The organism is Aeromonas lacus (genome assembly GCF_000764665.1).
In the GTDB taxonomy this organism is placed as follows: Bacteria; Pseudomonadota; Gammaproteobacteria; order Enterobacterales; family Aeromonadaceae; genus Aeromonas; species Aeromonas lacus.
The window spans coordinates 1-17,500 of the sequence record NZ_JRGM01000126.1 but is presented as its reverse complement, the minus strand read 5'-3'; the positions used below and the strand labels follow the sequence as shown (position 1 = coordinate 17,500).

Genomic DNA, 17,500 nt, shown 5'->3' with positions numbered 1-17,500 from the left:
CTTCGCACACCAAAATCTTGCCAAGCATGGAACCCATCCGGCAGATGTTGGCGACCAGTTCCGATGCTTCCAGAGAAGTATCTATCCCCTGGATAAAAGAGCGGTCGATCTTCACTTTGCTCACGGGCAGCTTCTGAAGATAACTAAGCGATGAGTAGCCAGTGCCAAAATCATCCAATGCCAACAACACTCCCTGTTGATTCAGATCCTGCATCAATTGCAGCGAATTCTTCACCTCCCTCATTGTGGTGTCTTCCGTGACTTCCAGAACCAGGCTTCGTGCTGGCAGATGATGTTCCATCAATGCCTTGGCAACCAGTTTCAACAAATTGCGCTGATACATGCCAGGAGAAATGTTCACGCACATTTGCAAGTCGACGAGGCCAAGCTGATGCCACTGATAGAGCTGCTCACAAGCAGTATTCAGCACCCAGCTGCCCACTCGCTCGGCAAGCTGAAACTCTTCGGCCACCATAATGACTTCATTGGGCGGGATAAACCCAAGCTCGGGATGGCGCCAACGTAGCAATGCCTCCACCGCTTCACAGCGACCAGTCTCAAGATTGACGATGGGTTGGTAATAGAGCTCCAGCGCATTATGTTCCAACGCCATGACCATGTCGGAAGCAAGGTGTTTACGACGAGCAGTCTCATTGAGCAGCGAGTTATCATAGATAACGTAAGGGACATGCGTTTTGCGGCTATGGAACAGAGCCTGCTCTACCCGACTCAACAGCTCTTGGGTTTTATCACTATCAACGGGATAAAAGGCTATGCCGATACCGACTTCAAGACGGAAAGGGTAATTATCAAACACCATGTCCTGCTTGAGTGAATGCAATAAACGCGCGACCAGCTCCCTGATTTGCCGCAGGTCACTGCTACCACGCTGGATAATCACGAATTGATCGCCCCCAAGACGCCCGCAAGATTCGCCTTCTTCACACAGGCCCTTGACCCTCTTTGCCAATTCGTTGAGCAGATAATCCCCGGTGTCGTAGCCAAACTTGCTATTGATATCCCTGAAGTCATTGATATCGATCAGCACCAGACCAAATGGCATCTCTTGTGTCGCATAAGATTCCATCATTTCGAGCAAGGCAACCCTATTTGGCAATCCGGTCAGGGGATCTCGCCGCACTGCTCTGAAATGACGCCGCCCTTCATATATAAGCAGTGCACTGAGCAAGAGTACCGAGATAACCAGACCAGATACCATCATCAGCAGAGCATTCCGCAACTGGGCAAAATGGCGATCGTTCTCTGAATAGATGTTGATGTTCTTCTGCATGACGGATGCAAGAGAATAAGAGAGCGGTTCTTGCAGAGGCGCAAGACGCATCATGATTTGCTGGTAATCGGGTGAGCCCACTTGCAGTCTGGTGATATCAGGTTCGATATTGCGAATATTGCTCTCAATCAACTGCACCAAGCGCAGAGTCTTCTGCTTGTCCTCCATGCTCTTGCGTAATTGGCCACTAAGCAGAATTGGGGTTCGACTCCAGAGAATGTCATAACGCAGCATCAGGGCATCGTGATCGATGCCGCCATAGTGGTAAACCTCGACACTATTAAGAAAGCGTCCCAGCTCCAGCTGTAACTGCATCAATGCCCAGGAGACATCGTAGGTGTACTTCTCCATAACCCGGGTTGCATTCTGAACCTGAACCAGAGAATAGAGAGTACTTCCCGTAAACAACAGGATGAAAAAATAAAGAGTGGCGACAAGCGGCCAGGCTTTGGTCTTTTCCTTCACCCCATACTCCTGAGCAATAAAACGATTAATGCTGGATATCAACTGAGCTGAGCTGCCAGATCATCATGTCGGTATATTCGGAGCGTTTCAATTCCGGATGTTGATCAAGCGGCAGCATAAACCAGAGCGGCCCCTTGTCGCGCACCTTCATGACGACACCATCATCCTCCCAAGCAAGGATGGGCTCATAGCGTTTGACCTTGTCCCAGTTGATTCGGATCTGGTAGCTATTGAGTGCAGTCAGGGTAATGGAACTGCCATCATCAGCCCCCACAGCCGCCAGTACATCAGCCAGTTTGGGCCCACGATACTTGTGGGGCTTATCGACCCAGGGATTTCCGGTCACGATCTCGTGCTGTGGCAGTGCCTGCAACATGGCAAGGTCAAACTGCGCAACGCCATCTACGGCTTCTGTCGCTTTAACATTACCTGTCACCTTGAGAATCACAGGCCCTGTAGGCGTCCCCAATGCCAGTACGGAGAAGCTTGCCAGTGAAAAAAGTAAAGAAATCAGACCCAGTTTTTTCATACCCACCTCCAAATAACATCCTTATCAACAAATCTCAGTTTAGCCGGATAAAAAAAAACGGCCCGCCAAAGCGAGCCGTTTCTCAAACAGAGCCGGGATGATGATTACATCATGCCCATGCCGCCCATGCCACCCATATCAGGCATAGCCGGAGCATCTTTCTTCGGCAGCTCGGTGACCATGCACTCGGTGGTGATCATCAGACCAGCGATGGAAGAAGCGAACTGCAGTGCAGAGCGGGTTACCTTGGTCGGATCCAGAATACCCATGGTCAGCATGTCGCCATACTGCTCGGTGTAAGCGTTGTAACCGAAGTTGCCTTCACCGTTCTTCACCGCGTTGGCGATGACGGAGGCTTCTTCACCGGCGTTGATGACGATTTGACGCAGCGGGGCTTCCATGGCGCGCAGGGCAACCTTGATACCGACGTTCTGGTCTTCGTTGTCGCCACGCAGGCCAGCCAGTTTGGCAGCAACGCGCACCAGCGCAACACCACCACCGGCAACCACGCCTTCTTCAACGGCAGCACGGGTAGCATGCAGAGCATCTTCTACGCGAGCTTTCTTCTCTTTCATCTCGACTTCGGTAGCAGCACCCACCTTGATCACGGCAACACCGCCAGCCAGCTTGGCTACGCGCTCTTGCAGCTTCTCACGGTCGTAGTCGGAGGAGGTCTCTTCGATCTGCTGACGGATCTGGGCAACACGGCCTTCGATCACGCCTGCATCACCCACGCCATCGATGATGGTGGTGTTCTCTTTGGTGATGACGATGCGCTTGGCACGACCCAGATCTTCCAGAGTCGCTTTTTCCAGCTCCATGCCAACTTCTTCGGAGATGACGGTACCGCCAGTCAGTACGGCGATATCCTGCAGCATGGCCTTGCGACGGTCACCGAAGCCCGGCGCCTTGACGGCAGCCACTTTCACGATGCCGCGCATGGTGTTGACCACCAGAGTAGCCAGCGCTTCGCCCTCTACGTCTTCGGCAACGATCAGCAGCGGTTTGCCAGCTTTGGCAACGCCTTCCAGCACCGGCAGCATTTCGCGGATGTTGGAGACTTTCTTGTCAACCAGCAGGATGAACGGATCGTCCAGTTCAACGGAACCGGTCTCCTGCTTGTTGATGAAGTAGGGGGACAGGTAGCCGCGGTCGAACTGCATACCTTCAACAACAGCCAGCTCATCTTCCAGACCCTGACCATCTTCAACGGTGATGACGCCATCGCGACCTACTTTGTCCATGGCTTCGGCAATCAGCTTGCCCACTTTCTCGTCGGAGTTGGCGGAAATGGTGCCAACCTGAGCGATGGCATTGCTGTCAGCACACGGCTGGGACAGCGCCTGCAGCTCGGCAACGGCAGCCACAACTGCTTTGTCGATACCACGCTTCAGATCCATCGGGTTCATACCGGCGGCAACGGCTTTCAGACCTTCGTTGACGATAGCCTGAGCCAGAACGGTTGCAGTGGTAGTACCGTCACCCGCAGCGTCATTCGCCTTGGAAGCAACTTCCTTGACCATCTGGGCGCCCATGTTCTGGAACTTGTCTTCCAGCTCGATCTCGCGCGCAACGGAAACACCATCTTTGGTGATGGTCGGAGCACCGAAGGACTTGTCCAGTACCACGTTGCGGCCTTTCGGGCCCAGAGTAACCTTGACGGCATCAGCCAGGATGTTCACACCTTCCAGCATCTTGATGCGGGCTTCGTTACCAAACTTAACGTCTTTAGCAGCCATTTTTGTTCAATCCTTTCAATCAATTCGGGGAAAAGTGGGGATGGATTACTCTTCGACAATCGCCAGAATGTCGGTCTCGGACAGGATCAGAACATCCTGACCATCCAGCTTCTCGGTTTTCACGCCGTAGCCTTCGTTGAAGATAACCTTGTCGCCAACCTTGACGGCCAGCGCTTTGACATCGCCATTATCCAGGATTCGACCAGTCCCCACGGCAAGCACTTCACCACGGGTGGACTTTTGAGCCGCAGTACCAGTCAGTACGATACCACCAGCGGATTTGGCTTCAGCTTCGATGCGCTTGATGATGACGCGGTCGTGCAGTGGACGAATTTTCATCGATAACTCTCCCAAAATGAGTCTCATTGTTGCTTTGAGGAATGGCCGTTCCAGGCCAAATCGGATATGTCCCTGATGTGGGGTGAGGTTGCTAACCCTTCAAGGGCAAATACAAAAAAAATTTTTTCACGTACTATAAAAACCTTCGATTGTTCGCCCGTATTCTCTTCGCGAACTTCGCTGGCAGCGCCAGCCCAGTTATCAGCCCCGCTCTTCGAGCAAGATGTAGAGACGATCCCTTGACCCGCATCAATCCCATGCTGACAGCACCTATCCCTGTCGTACTGCGCCAGATGACGGGCCCCATGATCCTCGGCATCGTCGCTATTCTGGCCTTCAACCTGGTCGATACCTTTTTTATCGGCATGCTGGGCACCGAAGCGCTGGCGGCCATCAGCTTTACCTTTCCGGTCACCTTCGTGGTCACCTCGCTCGCCATGGGGCTGGGAGCCGGCCTCTCGGCGGTGATCGGTCATGCATTGGGACAGGGCAAACATGAGGAGGCGGCCCACCTCGCCACCGATAGCCTGTTTCTGGCGGTGATCCTGGTCGCCTTGCTCTCGGCAGGGGGCGCCCTCACCATCAAACCGCTATTTACCCTGCTGGGCGCCAGTGCCGAACTTATCTCCCTTATCCACGACTACATGCTGATCTGGTATCTCACCGTGCCCATGCTGGTGCTACCCATGGTGGGCAACTCCGCCATCCGCGCTACCGGTGATACCAAGACGCCCAGCCTCGTCATGACGGTGGCCGGTCTGGTCAACGGCATGCTGGATCCGCTGCTTATCTTCGGCATCGGCCCCTTCCCCGAGTGGGGGATCCGGGGTGCCGCCATCGCCACCTCCATCTCATGGCTGATGGCCATGCTGGTCAGCCTCTACATCCTGCGTCATCGGGAAGGATTGCTGTTGTGGCGCCTCTCGCCGCGCACCCGGCTGCTCTACCACTGGCGGGCACTGCTTCATGTCGCCATCCCCGCCTCTTTTACCAACATGCTCAACCCGCTGGCCAACGCAGTGCTGATGACGATTTTCGCCGGTCTGGGTACAGAAGTGGTGGCGGCTTACGGCGCTGCATCGCGGGTCGAGGCACTGCTGCTGATCGTGATGATGGCGCTCGCCTCCGTGCTGGCACCCTTCATCTCGCAAAACTGCGGCGCCGGCAATCCGGCCCGGGCCAAAGCCGCACTTCAGAGCAGCATGCGCTTTGCCCTGCTGTTCCAGCTCGCCATCTATGGCCTCACCTGGCTGCTGGCACCACTCATCGCCAACCTGTTTAGCGACCATCCACAGGTGATCCGCCTCATCATCCTCTATCTGCATCTGGTACCTATCGGATATGGCTTTCAGGGGATGGTGATGCTGCTGGCCTCGGCGCTCAATGGCGTGCGGGCATCGAGCATCTCGTTTTTGTTCAATGGCCTGCGGCTGTTTGGCTTTTTACTGCCGGGAGCCTGGCTAGGCGCCCAGTTGGGGGGAGAACAGGGGATATATCTGGGGATCTTGCTGGCCAATCTGGCGGCGGGCACCCTCGCATGGTGGTATGCCCGACACCGCTTCGAGGCGTTGTGCCATAAGGGCAAGCCCTGATATCACAACCCTCTGCCAATCACATTCACTCTTTGCGCTCAAACTCGCCTTCAATGGTGGTGCCACCCTGTTTCGGATGATCGCCGAGGGATTGCTCAAACGGCGATTGAGTGCGCTGGAAACCGCCCATCTGCATCCGGAACTGGTTGCTGCCGATCAGCTTGTCGGCCAGCTTGTTGCGCAGCCAGGGCTGCAGCAGCAAGATCCCGAAGAAGTCGGTGACAAAACCCGGGATGATCAGCAGCAAACCGGCCAGCGCCAGCATCATGCCGCCCATCACTTCGCGGCCCGGCATCTCGCCCTGCTGCATCTTCTGCTGGGCACTGAACAGGGTCTTGAGCCCTTCACTGCGCACCAGAGAAGAGCCCAGAATGGCGGTCAGGATGAGCAAGCCGACGGTCGGCAGCGCTCCAATCACAGAACCGACCTCGATCATCACGGTGAGCTCCAGTACCACCAGACCCACCAACAGCAGAAACAGCTTGCCCATATAAGCTCCACAACCAGTCAAATGTGAGAAAAAGTGGTCCCGCGAACCGGGAGCTGCACACGATGTTCAGACGCGCGAGTCACCACTTCCTACCCCCAATAAATGGGGGCCAACCCGCCCTTTTCAAGCCACCCAAATGACCCCATCATCAACCAGACGCTAAAAAATCAGCAATAAATTACAAATTTTTATAAAAATCAGGGTGATAAATCATGTACAACATATGTGTACATTCATCAAAGGAATTTGAAGATGTCACCAGATTAGTGATCCAGCTCTAATAACCGATACCTCAATTGGAGTAGTATGTTGATTAGTTATTAGGGAGGTCACACTCCCAATCGCCCCACTCGGTGTGTGGTGCTTCAGGATGAGCTGTGCGCAAGGAACTCGCGACCACTCGGTGAGGATTTTTCCATTTATCTGATTTCTGAGGCATTACAATGAGCGACATCAAGAACGTCCGCATTGAAGAAGACTTGCTGGGCACTAAAGAAGTTTCCAATGATCTCTACTACGGTGTGCACACCCTGCGCGCTGTCGAGAACTTCAAGATCAGCTCTCAGAAGATTTCTGACGTTCCGGAATTCGTACGTGGCATGGTGCTGACCAAGAAGGCCGCTGCGCTGGCCAACGGCGAGCTCGGTACCATCCGTCCTGAAATTGCAGACAAGATCGTGGAAGCCTGCGACCTGATGCTGAACACCGGCAAGTGCTTCGACCAGTTCCCGGTCGACGTTTACCAGGGTGGTGCCGGCACCTCCGTCAACATGAACACCAACGAAGTGCTGGCCAACATCGCACTGGAGATCATGGGTCTGGAGAAAGGTCGTTACGACGTCATCAACCCGAACGATCACGTCAACAAGTGCCAGTCCACCAACGATGCCTACCCCACCGGTTTCCGCGTTGCTGTTGTGAACAGCACCGACGTGACCCTGCATGCCCTGGAAGCGCTGATCGCCGCTTTCGACGTCAAGGCTAACGAGTTCAAGAAGATCCTGAAGATGGGCCGTACCCAGCTGCAGGATGCCGTGCCGATGACCCTGGGTCAGGAGTTCCACGCTTTCGCCGTGACCCTGCGCGAAGAGATCAAATCCATCAAGCGTTGCCAAGAGCTGCTGCTGGAAGTGAACCTGGGCGCTACCGCCATCGGTACCGGCCTGAACACTCCGCCCGAGTACTCTGCGCTGGCCATCAAGCGTCTGGCAGAGATCACCGGCCGTGCCTATGTACCGGCTGAAGATCTGATCGAAGCAACCTCCGACTGCGGCGCCTACGTCATGCTGCACGGCGCCATCAAGCGTCTGGCCATGAAGCTCTCCAAGATCTGTAACGACCTGCGTCTGCTCTCCTCCGGCCCGCGCACTGCACTGAAAGAGATCAACCTGCCGGAAATGCAGGCGGGTTCCTCCATCATGCCGGCCAAGGTCAACCCGGTTATCCCGGAAGTGGTCAACCAGTCCTGCTTCAAGGTATTCGGTAACGACATCACCATCACCTTCGCCGCCGAAGCCGGTCAGCTGCAGCTGAACGTCATGGAGCCGGTGATTGGTCAGGCAATGTTCGAATCCCTGAGCCTGATGGAAAAAGCCTGTATCTCCCTGCGCGAGAAGTGCGTGGAAGGTATCACCGCCAACCCGGAAATCTGCATGAACCACGTGCTGAACTCCATCGGTATAGTGACCTACCTGAACCCCTTCATCGGTCACCACGAAGGGGACATCGTTGGCAAGATCTGCGCCCAGACCGGCAAGAACGTACGCGAAGTCGTACTGGAGCGCGGCCTGCTGAGCGCCGAGCAGCTGGACGAGATCCTCTCCATCGAGAACCTGATGAACCCGCAATACAAGGCCAAGCGTTTCACTCGCGAAACCACTGTATAAGCGACGCATGGGCCGGGATCTTCCCGGCCCATTTAAAGTCAGTTCCCGATTGGTCTTTATCCCCAGCCCGATCGGGAATTGGCTTTTTGCCAAATAAAAACCAAAAAACTAAAAAATGGAGTTATCGCTATGATTGGAATCGAGTTACTTGTCGTGCTCGCCGCTATCTATCTGGGCGCCCGGATAGGCAGCATCGGCATCGGCTTTGCCGGTGGTCTGGGGGTTCTGGTCCTGACCTGGGGCCTCGGGGTGCAGATCCCGAGCGACCAGCTGGTCACCTACATCCCCTGGGATGTGATCATGATCATTGCGTCCGTCATTTGCGCCATCGCCTGTATGCAACTGGCTGGCGGGATGGACTATCTGGTCTCCCTGGCTGAAAAAGCGCTGCGCAAGAACCCCAAATACATCACCTTCGCCGCCCCGGTCGTCACCTATCTGATGACCATGCTGGCCGGTACCGGTCACACCGCCTTCTCCACCCTGCCGGTTATCGCCGAAGTGGCCAAAGAGCAGGGGATCCGCCCGTCCCGTCCGCTCTCCATCGCGGTTGTTGCCTCCCAGATCGCCATCACAGCATCCCCGATCTCTGCCGCTGTGGTTGCCTTCTCCGGCATGCTCGAGCCGTTCGGTGTTGACTACCTGACCCTGCTGGCCATCTGCATTCCCTCTACTTTCCTGGCCTGTATCCTGGGTGCCTTCATCGCCAACATGATGGGCAAACCGCTGGATCAGGACGAAGTCTATCTGGAGCGTAAAGCCAAGGGCCAGATCAAGCTGCGCGGCACCAGCCAGCTGGAAATCAAGCCGTACGCCAAGCTGTCCGTCTGGATCTTCATCGCCGCCATCGTGGCCGTGATGGCCTATGCCACCGCGATCTCCGGCAAAGTTGGCCTCATCACCAACCCGCCGATCCCCCGCGATGGCGCCATCATGGGCATCATGCTGGCCGCTGCCACCATCATGACTCTGGTGTGCAAACTGGACGCAACTCAAGTGACCAACATGCCGACCTTCAAGTCCGGTATGTCCGCCTGTATCTGCGTACTGGGTGTGGCCTGGCTGGGTAATGTCTTCGTGAAAGGCAACATGGACACCATCCAGCTGATCGCTGGCGATCTGCTGAACCAGTACTCCTGGCTGCTGGCCGTGGTGCTCTTCTTCGCCGCCATGCTGCTCTACTCACAGGGTGCAACCACCAAGGCCCTGATGCCTGCCGCTCTGGCGCTGGGTGTCAGCCCGCTGACCGCCATCGCCTCTTTCGCGGCCGTGAGCGCCCTGTTCGTACTGCCGACCTACCCGACCCTGCTGGCCGCGGTAGAGATGGACGACACCGGCTCAACCCGCATCGGCAAAGCTGTGTTCAACCACCCCTTCTTTATCCCCGGCACCGCCACCATCGCGATTGCCGTGGCGCTGGGCTTCTTCTTCGGCGGCATCATGCTGTAATCGCATCGCCTGTCGATAGCCAATCAAAAATCCCCGCCAGCTGGCGGGGATTTTTTTGCGCCTCGCTCTGACGCTGGCCGCTGATAGCGAAAACTTGGCGCAGGATTCCGTATCAACCGCAGTCAAACACATCGGACAGCCGTGCATGGCTTCGCCCCGCACAGTCACCTCCCTTTCCTCACCTCTTTATCAGGCGCTTGCTGGCGGCACTCTGTGGGCGCTGGCATCTATCAGGATCGGACGATGACTAGCTAACGGTGATAAAGGTCAAAAACAGAGCCACAGGCAGGAGCTGGCAAAGGCATAAGGAAAAATGAGGTCAATTAGCCAAAATACATAAATTCAATTTATAGCGTGGCATGGATGCCAAGAGCGGGCTTGAGGGGATAGCGACAGATGCCGCGGAGGGCGCTTCCGATCCACAAGGAGCAATCAAGCAACAAGGAGTGGCGTAACAACAAAAATGCCCCGGACAGGCTCCCGTCTTCACAGAGAGCATGCCCGGGCATTTCACATCACTCGCCCGACAAGAGCAGGATCCTTTGGATCAGACCGGATCCAGGGTATCCAGCGGCCAGCGCGGCACGGCCTTGACCGCCAGCGGCTCGAACACGCCCGCCTTCAGACGCTGCATGCCGGCATAGGCGATCATGGCGCCATTATCGGTGCAATATTCGGTGCGCGGATAGAACACCTCACCCTTGAGGCTCTCCATCAGCTCGGCCAGCTGGGCGCGCAGATGACGGTTGGCACTGACGCCACCGGCCACCACCAGACGCTTGAGGCCGGTCTCTTTCAAGGCTCGACGGCACTTGATGGCCAGGGTATCGACCACCGCATCTTCAAACGCACGGGCGATATCGGCACGGGTCTGCTCATCATCGCCGTTGGCGGCGATGGTGTTGGCAGCAAAGGTCTTGAGGCCGGAGAAGCTCATGTCGAGCCCGGGGCGATCTGTCATCGGACGGGGGAAGTGGAAACGTCCGGTGGTGCCCTTCTCGGCCAGACGGGAGAGCAGCGGGCCACCCGGATAGTCCAGCCCCATCAGCTTGGCGGTCTTGTCGAACGCCTCGCCAGCAGCATCATCGATAGATTCGCCCAGCAGCTGATAGCTGCCGATGCCATCAACCCGTACCAGCATGGAGTGGCCACCGGAGACCAGCAGCGCCACGAAGGGGAACTCGGGGGCCTTCTCTTCCAGCATGGGCGCCAGCAGGTGACCTTCCATATGGTGGACGGCGATAGCCGGCTTGTTCCACGCCATCGCCAGCGAACGGCCAATGGTGGCCCCCACCAGAATGGCGCCAACCAGACCCGGACCCGCGGTATAGGCGATGCCATCGATGTCATCCTTGCCCAGTCCCGCCTCCCGCAATGCGGCCTGGATCAACGGGATCGTCTTGCGAACGTGATCCCGGCTGGCGAGCTCGGGGACAACGCCACCGTAGTCCGCATGCAGCTTGACCTGGCTATATAACTGGTGGGAAAGGATCCCTTTTTGATCGTCGAAGATCGCGATCCCGGTTTCGTCACAGGATGTCTCTATGCCCAATACACGCATTGCTAAAAATTTTCACTGCTAAAATGAGACGGCTATGGTAACCTTCGCGGGTTTTTTAAACCAGAGCGATCTCTGCGGGTTTACTTTCATTCCCTGTCCAGAGTATAATTTCGCACCATTTTAAGTCATGCTGATCGATTGAAGGTCAGCTAACAATTTTATCACTGAGGTGAAAGGCACATGCCAGTAATCAAAGTCCGTGAAAATGAGCCGTTTGACGTTGCTCTGCGTCGCTTCAAGCGTTCTTGCGAAAAAGCCGGTATCCTGTCCGAAGTTCGTAGCCGTGAGTTCTACGAGAAGCCGACTACCATTCGTAAGCGCGCCAAAGCGTCTGCCGTTAAGCGTCACGCCAAGAAGCTGTCTCGCGAAAACGCACGTCGTATCCGCCTGTACTAATCAAGGGATCATGCCGTGTCTCTGAAGGATCAACTCAAGGATCAGCAAAAGCTCGCCATGCTTGCCAAAGACAAGCCGCGGTTGGGCGCTATCCGGTTGTTGATGGCAGAAATCAAGCAGCGTGAAGTCGATACCCGTGTCGAGCTCAATGATGAGGATATCCTCGCTGTCGTGACCAAGATGGTCAAACAGCGCCGCGATTCCATCAGCCAATTTGAAGCTGCCGGTCGCCAGGATCTCGCCGACAAAGAGTCCGCCGAGATCGTTGTGCTGCAGGAGTTCCTGCCACAACAACTGACCGCAGACGAAATTGCCGCCCTGATCGAGCAAGCCATCGCCGAGAGCGGTGCTGCTGTCATGGCTGACATGGGTAAAGTCATGGCTGTCTTGAAGCCAAAAATTCAGGGTCGTGCCGATGTCGGCGCCGTCAGTGCTCAGGTGAAAACCCGCTTGGCGTAACAGGCAAACTCTTGTTTGGTCGAAGAAGCCGTGCTTCCTTGTGAATGCGCGGCTTTTTTATTTTCTATCGCAGTGAAACAGGACGGTTATGGCAGGCAGGATCCCCCAATCCTTTATCGACGATCTGCTCGCACGCACAGACATAGTCGAGCTGATCGACTCGCGAGTGCGGCTGAAAAAAGCCGGTAAGAACTACCAGGCTTGCTGCCCTTTTCATAACGAAAAAAGCCCCTCTTTTACCGTCAGCCAGGAGAAGCAGTTCTATCACTGTTTCGGCTGTGGCGCCCACGGCAACGCCATCGGCTTTGTCATGGAGTATGACGGCCTCGAATTCCCCGACGCCATCGAAGAGCTCGCCAGCCAGCAGGGCATGCAGGTGCCCCGCGAGCAGAGCAGCGGTGGATCTGGCCATAGCCAGCCGGCAGTCAGCAAGGATCTGTTCGAGCTGATGAACCAGATCGCCCGCTTCTACGAGAGCAATCTCAAGAGTGCCCCCCATGCGGTGGAGTACCTCAAGGGACGTGGCCTGACCGGTGAAGTGGTCAAACGCTTCAACATCGGTTATGCCCCAAGCGATTGGGATCAGGTACGTCGCCGCTTTGGTGCGAGCCGGGATCACGAACAGCTGCTTATCTCGGGTGGCATGTTGATCACTCGTGAAAATGGCGGGGGCAGCTACGATCGTTTCCGCGATCGCATCATGTTCCCGATCCGCGACAAGCGTGGCCGGGTCATCGGTTTCGGTGGCCGGGTGTTGGGCGATGGCACCCCCAAATACCTCAACTCACCGGAAACCCCGATTTTCCATAAGGGGCGGGAGCTGTTCGGCCTCTATGAGGTCAAGCAGGCACACAAGGATCCACGCCGGATCCTGGTGGTTGAGGGCTACATGGACGTGGTGGCACTCGGTCAGTACGACATCGACTATGCGGTGGCGGCACTGGGTACCGCGACCACCAGTGATCACATCCATACCCTGTTTCGCACCACCGCCGAGGTGGTCTGCTGCTACGACGGCGACAACGCCGGTCGTGAAGCCGCGTGGCGGGCACTGGATAATGCCCTCTCCCATCTGCAGGATGGCCGCGAACTCAAATTCGTGTTCCTGCCCGATGGTGAGGATCCCGACTCGCTGGTACGCCAGATCGGCAAGGAGGGCTTTGAAGCCCTGCTCGATGAAGCTCAACCCTTCGCCGACTTCATGTTCGAGCGTCTTGGTCGCGATGCGGCACTCTCCGGTGAAGCAGGCAAGTTTGAGGTGGCCAACAAGGCCGCAGAACTTATCCGCCGCGTGCCGGAAGGGTTCACCCGCGAGGGGCTGATCACCCGCCTCTCCAGCATGATGCGCTGGGGTGAGAACAAGCAGCGAATTGCCGAGCTCTTTGCCCGCAACAGCCAGCCCAAGGCCGAGGTCAACAAGCCCAAGGCAGCCAAACTGACCCCGCTGCGCCGGGCATTGGCCCTGATGGTGCAGTACCCGGCCGTGACGGCAGAGCTACCTGCAATGCCGGAGCTGGCGGGTTTGCGCTTGCAAGGGATTACCTTCCTGCTGCAGTTGCATCAGCAGATCCTGGCTCAGCCCGGTATCACTACCGGCATCCTGCTGGAGCACTGGCGCGGTACCAAAGAGGGGGAAATTCTCGCCCAGCTGGCGATGCACGACCTGTTCGAGGAGATCAAACTCGATCAGGAGCCGGATATTCTGGGAGAGTTGCAGGATACCTTCGTCGGTTTCATCAACCTGTTTCTAAAACAACGGATCGAAGAATTGCAGGCCAAAGTGGCTCAGGAAGGACTAAGCTCCGAAGAAACCCAAGAGTTGATGATGCTGATCAGAGAGGTGCAAATTGAGAAAAGAAATGAGAGTGGGGCTTGATATTTGAGTGATTAGTCCCAATATGGATAGCGTTGCCCGAATCGACGGGATGAAAAGCAAAAACTTTATAACCGCCTGGCCCCGACAATACTGCGGGCAGGGGTTTCTCATGACCGACGCCGCAACCAGACATAGCATGTCTGGCGGTTTTCTATTAGAATTGGCTATTTGCGCAGCAGCGCACTGTACGCGCAACCTAGCAGCACCAACCGGATGAGTTCTATGGAGCAAACCCCGCAGTCTCAGCTTAAACTCCTCGTTGCCAAAGGTAAAGAACAGGGCTACCTGACCTATGCCGAGGTGAACGATCACCTCCCGCAAGATATTGTCGATTCAGACCAGATCGAAGACATCATTCAGATGATCAACGATATGGGCATTCAAGTAGTTGAAAACGCTCCGGATGCCGATGACTTGATCATGGCTGAAGGGGGCACCGCCGATGAGGACGCTGCCGAAGCAGCGGCCCAGGCTCTGGCATCTGTTGAATCCGAGATTGGTCGCACGACCGATCCCGTCCGCATGTACATGCGGGAAATGGGTACTGTTGAACTGCTGACCCGCGAAGGCGAAATCGACATCGCCAAGCGGATCGAAGACGGTATCAACCAGGTACAAAGCTCCGTAGCGGAGTACCCGGAAGCCATCACTTACCTGCTCGAACAGTACGACAAGTACGAAGCCGAGCAGTTGCGTCTCTCCGACATCATTTCCGGCTTTATCGATCCGAACGATACCGAAGATATGGCGCCGACCGCCACCCACATCGGTTCCGAACTCGGTGAAGACGATCTGGCCGATGAAGACGAAGAAGACGAAGAAGACGAAGACGAAGACGGCGACAACTCTGACGATGATGGTGACGGTGGTCCGGATCCGGAAGTCGCTCGCGAGAAGTTCGCCGAACTGCGTGCCCAGTATGAAGTGACCCGCCTCTCCATTCAGAAGAATGGTCGCGCGCACGATGATACCCAAGCCGCCATCGCCCAGCTGGCCGATGTGTTCCGTCAATTCCGCCTGATGCCCAAGCAGTTCGATCGCTTGGTCAACAACATGCGCGAGATGATGGAGCGCGTTCGCGTGCAGGAGCGCATCATCATGAAACTCTGCGTTGAGCAGGCCAAGATGCCGAAGAAAACCTTCGTCGCGGCCTTCACCAACAACGAGTGTGAAACTGCTTGGTTTGAATACCAGAAGCAGGCTGGCAAAGCCTGGTCTCCCCGTCTGGTTGAAATGGACGAGGATATTCAGCGCGCCATCGGCAAGCTGCAGCAGATTGAAGAAGAGACCGGTCTGTCGATTGCCCAGATCAAGGATATCAACCGTCGCATGAGCATCGGTGAGGCCAAGGCCCGCCGTGCGAAGAAAGAGATGGTTGAGGCCAACTTGCGTCTGGTTATCTCTATCGCCAAGAAATACACCAACCGTGGTCTGCAGTTCCTGGATCTGATCCAGGAGGGCAACATCGGTCTGATGAAGGCGGTAGACAAGTTTGAATACCGTCGTGGCTACAAGTTCTCGACCTATGCTACTTGGTGGATCCGTCAGGCCATTACCCGCTCCATCGCGGATCAGGCCCGTACCATCCGGATCCCAGTACACATGATCGAAACCATCAACAAGCTCAACCGTATCTCCCGTCAGATGCTGCAGGAGATGGGTCGTGAACCGAACCCGGAAGAGCTGGCCATGCGCATGGGCATGCCGGAAGACAAGATCCGCAAGGTACTGAAAATCGCCAAAGAGCCTATCTCCATGGAGACGCCCATCGGTGATGATGAAGATTCCCACTTGGGCGACTTCATTGAAGATACCACCCTGGCTCTGCCGGCCGATGCAGCAACCAGCGAAAGCCTGCGCAACGCAACCCGTGAAGTGCTGGCCGGTCTGACTGCTCGCGAAGCCAAGGTGCTGCGGATGCGTTTCGGTATCGACATGAACACTGACCACACCCTTGAGGAAGTGGGCAAGCAGTTCGACGTTACCCGTGAGCGTATTCGTCAGATCGAAGCCAAGGCACTGCGCAAACTGCGCCACCCGAGCCGCTCGGAAGTGCTGCGTAGCTTCCTGGACGAATAGTCCTGACCCTGTGTCAAACTGCTCTGCCAAAGCCCCGCCATGCGGGGCTTTGTTTTGTCTGGCATTTCCCCTTGCGACCGGCTTTGCACCCTCTATCGACCTGGACAATTAGTCGCCAAGTGGTTGATATGCCTATAGACTGCCCTTTCCTCTTCCCCTATAATCCACGCCGCTAAATGCACAATTTGGCCCCTTAGCTCAGTTGGTCAGAGCAGTCGACTCATAATCGATTGGTCGTGGGTTCAAGTCCCCCAGGGGCCACCAATTCCAGAGGGTTAGCGAGATAGTACTCGCTAACCCTCTTTTCAATAGGATACCTATAGGATATCTCAGCCTGTAGAGTAACCACTCTAAAACCACTCCCCATCCCCTCAAAAAATTTTTTCTCCACCAGGAAGAAAAATGATCCGTCTCTTCGAAATATTCTCTTTTGAGAACCATTGCTAAAGTTTTTTTCTCCTCCCCAGATTTCCCTTTTCTATCTCTATATGTTGAAAAAAGCGGGGTTACACGGGTTACGAGGTTACAACTCGGCTCTAGCCCAGTAATGGCGCGGCTTTGAGCTGTAACCCCACTCAAGACACAAAAAGCGAATAGAGGTTACACGCACAGAAAGAGGCATGAGGTTACAAGCCTGTAGCCCTTGTCTGGTGCGGGCTGTAGCCATTTTTCTTGACGCTGTAACCTGTAACCCCGTGAGGTTACAAATCTCAGCGTCCCACGACTTGCCATGTAACCCCTGGAGAAACCCGCCGGTTCCTCCCCATCAAATAGCCCCCTCCGGTCAGCGCCTCTATCACTCCATGCGCCCATTCCCAGCATGAGGGCATGTCTTGGCCCCCCAGTGAAGGCCAGGACGCGTTTAGCGGCCGTATACGGCCTTCTGGTGGGTTAAGTGGAAAACTGAAATTTTTCAGATCTTATAAATCTGAGAAATACACATAGGTCATTGTTTTTAAATGAAAAGAGGTGATTCCAGTCGGCAAACTGAAAAATCTGGGCAATGGTGAAACGGCCACGGAAAGTACGGTTTTTATATATAAATCAGATGGTTAGATTTTACGTCTAACCAGCTAATGCGGCGCATTTTTGCAAAAAACTGAAATTCCTTTCACTTCGTGCAGTTCCTCCCAAGCACCCACCCCCCAAGAGCGGCGCGGCCTAGAGCTAGGAAACTGCGGTAATCCATTTCTGCAAAAAATTTTCTTAACGAGGCCCGCAGGCGGGAGCGGATGAGCGCGGATTCCGTGAGGTTATCGCGCTCGTGCTCATTTCCGATGCACTGGAACCTAGCTGCTTGTCCTTGCCTTTACGGCAAGTGTCTACGACACGCACTCACGATTACAGCG

General features: G+C 55.5%; 13 protein-coding genes and 1 tRNA gene (1 of these 14 cut by a window edge). 8 read left to right on the top strand and 6 right to left on the bottom strand.

Going from position 1 to position 17,500, the window contains the following annotated elements; all coding sequences use genetic code 11:
• The 4 genes from LG31_RS0107940 to LG31_RS0107925 all read right to left on the bottom strand — a co-directional run.
• Nucleotides 1–1,756, bottom strand: partial view of a putative bifunctional diguanylate cyclase/phosphodiesterase gene (locus LG31_RS0107940; protein WP_033113947.1) — the 5' portion only. The gene continues 176 nt to the left of window position 1, outside the view; only the first 1,756 of its 1,932 coding nucleotides appear in the window; it begins with the start codon at nucleotides 1,754–1,756; its stop codon lies off the left edge, out of view.
• A gap of 25 nt (nucleotides 1,757–1,781) precedes the next feature.
• Nucleotides 1,782–2,285: a putative pterin-binding protein gene (locus tag LG31_RS0107935; RefSeq protein ID WP_033113948.1), complete on the bottom strand. Its 504-nt coding sequence runs from the start codon at nucleotides 2,283–2,285 to the stop codon at nucleotides 1,782–1,784.
• A 104-nt stretch (nucleotides 2,286–2,389) separates the two neighbouring features.
• Nucleotides 2,390–4,024, bottom strand: coding sequence for a chaperonin GroEL (gene groL, locus LG31_RS0107930; protein ID WP_005341224.1), 1,635 nt, complete (start codon nucleotides 4,022–4,024; stop codon nucleotides 2,390–2,392).
• A gap of 45 nt (nucleotides 4,025–4,069) precedes the next feature.
• On the bottom strand, nucleotides 4,070–4,363 hold the full coding sequence (locus LG31_RS0107925) for a co-chaperone GroES (RefSeq protein WP_005309514.1): 294 nt from the start codon (nucleotides 4,361–4,363) through the stop codon (nucleotides 4,070–4,072).
• A 257-nt stretch (nucleotides 4,364–4,620) separates the two neighbouring features.
• Here LG31_RS0107925 and LG31_RS0107920 point away from each other — a divergent pair, with 257 nt between their 5' ends.
• Nucleotides 4,621–5,955 carry an MATE family efflux transporter gene (locus LG31_RS0107920; RefSeq protein WP_238567504.1) on the top strand — a complete coding sequence of 445 codons (1,335 nt, stop codon included), beginning with the start codon at nucleotides 4,621–4,623 and terminating at the stop codon, nucleotides 5,953–5,955.
• A gap of 25 nt (nucleotides 5,956–5,980) precedes the next feature.
• On the opposite strand, the gene LG31_RS0107915 is transcribed toward LG31_RS0107920, so the two are convergent.
• Nucleotides 5,981–6,445, bottom strand: a complete 465-nt coding sequence (locus LG31_RS0107915) for an FxsA family protein (RefSeq protein ID WP_033113945.1) — start codon at nucleotides 6,443–6,445, stop codon at nucleotides 5,981–5,983.
• Between the two features lie 443 nt (nucleotides 6,446–6,888).
• Between LG31_RS0107915 and aspA the strand changes: the two genes are divergently transcribed.
• Both aspA and LG31_RS0107905 read left to right on the top strand, forming a co-directional pair.
• Complete coding sequence (gene aspA / locus LG31_RS0107910) at nucleotides 6,889–8,331, top strand: aspartate ammonia-lyase (protein ID WP_033113944.1); 1,443 nt, start codon at nucleotides 6,889–6,891, stop codon at nucleotides 8,329–8,331.
• A gap of 129 nt (nucleotides 8,332–8,460) precedes the next feature.
• Nucleotides 8,461–9,780 (top strand): anaerobic C4-dicarboxylate transporter, encoded by a 1,320-nt coding sequence (locus tag LG31_RS0107905; RefSeq protein WP_033113943.1) that lies wholly within the window; start codon nucleotides 8,461–8,463, stop codon nucleotides 9,778–9,780.
• Nucleotides 9,781–10,327: 547 nt separating this feature from the next.
• On the opposite strand, the gene tsaD is transcribed toward LG31_RS0107905, so the two are convergent.
• On the bottom strand, nucleotides 10,328–11,341 hold the full coding sequence (tsaD, locus tag LG31_RS0107900) for a tRNA (adenosine(37)-N6)-threonylcarbamoyltransferase complex transferase subunit TsaD (protein WP_033113942.1): 1,014 nt from the start codon (nucleotides 11,339–11,341) through the stop codon (nucleotides 10,328–10,330).
• A 180-nt stretch (nucleotides 11,342–11,521) separates the two neighbouring features.
• On the opposite strand from tsaD, the gene rpsU reads away from it, so the two are divergent.
• From rpsU to LG31_RS0107880, 5 genes are all read left to right on the top strand, one after another.
• The gene (gene rpsU, locus LG31_RS20445) at nucleotides 11,522–11,737 is read left to right on the top strand and encodes a 30S ribosomal protein S21 (RefSeq protein ID WP_005309452.1); all 216 of its coding nucleotides are present in this window, start codon (nucleotides 11,522–11,524) and stop codon (nucleotides 11,735–11,737) included.
• Nucleotides 11,738–11,752: 15 nt separating this feature from the next.
• The gene (locus tag LG31_RS0107895) at nucleotides 11,753–12,196 is read left to right on the top strand and encodes a GatB/YqeY domain-containing protein (protein ID WP_005341238.1); all 444 of its coding nucleotides are present in this window, start codon (nucleotides 11,753–11,755) and stop codon (nucleotides 12,194–12,196) included.
• Between the two features lie 88 nt (nucleotides 12,197–12,284).
• The gene (dnaG, locus tag LG31_RS0107890) at nucleotides 12,285–14,072 is read left to right on the top strand and encodes a DNA primase (protein ID WP_033113941.1); all 1,788 of its coding nucleotides are present in this window, start codon (nucleotides 12,285–12,287) and stop codon (nucleotides 14,070–14,072) included.
• Between the two features lie 183 nt (nucleotides 14,073–14,255).
• On the top strand, nucleotides 14,256–16,151 hold the full coding sequence (gene rpoD / locus LG31_RS0107885; RefSeq protein ID WP_308810150.1) for an RNA polymerase sigma factor RpoD: 1,896 nt from the start codon (nucleotides 14,256–14,258) through the stop codon (nucleotides 16,149–16,151).
• Between the two features lie 187 nt (nucleotides 16,152–16,338).
• Nucleotides 16,339–16,415: transfer RNA gene (locus tag LG31_RS0107880), tRNA-Ile, on the top strand.
• Nucleotides 16,416–17,500: the final 1,085 nt, after the last annotated feature.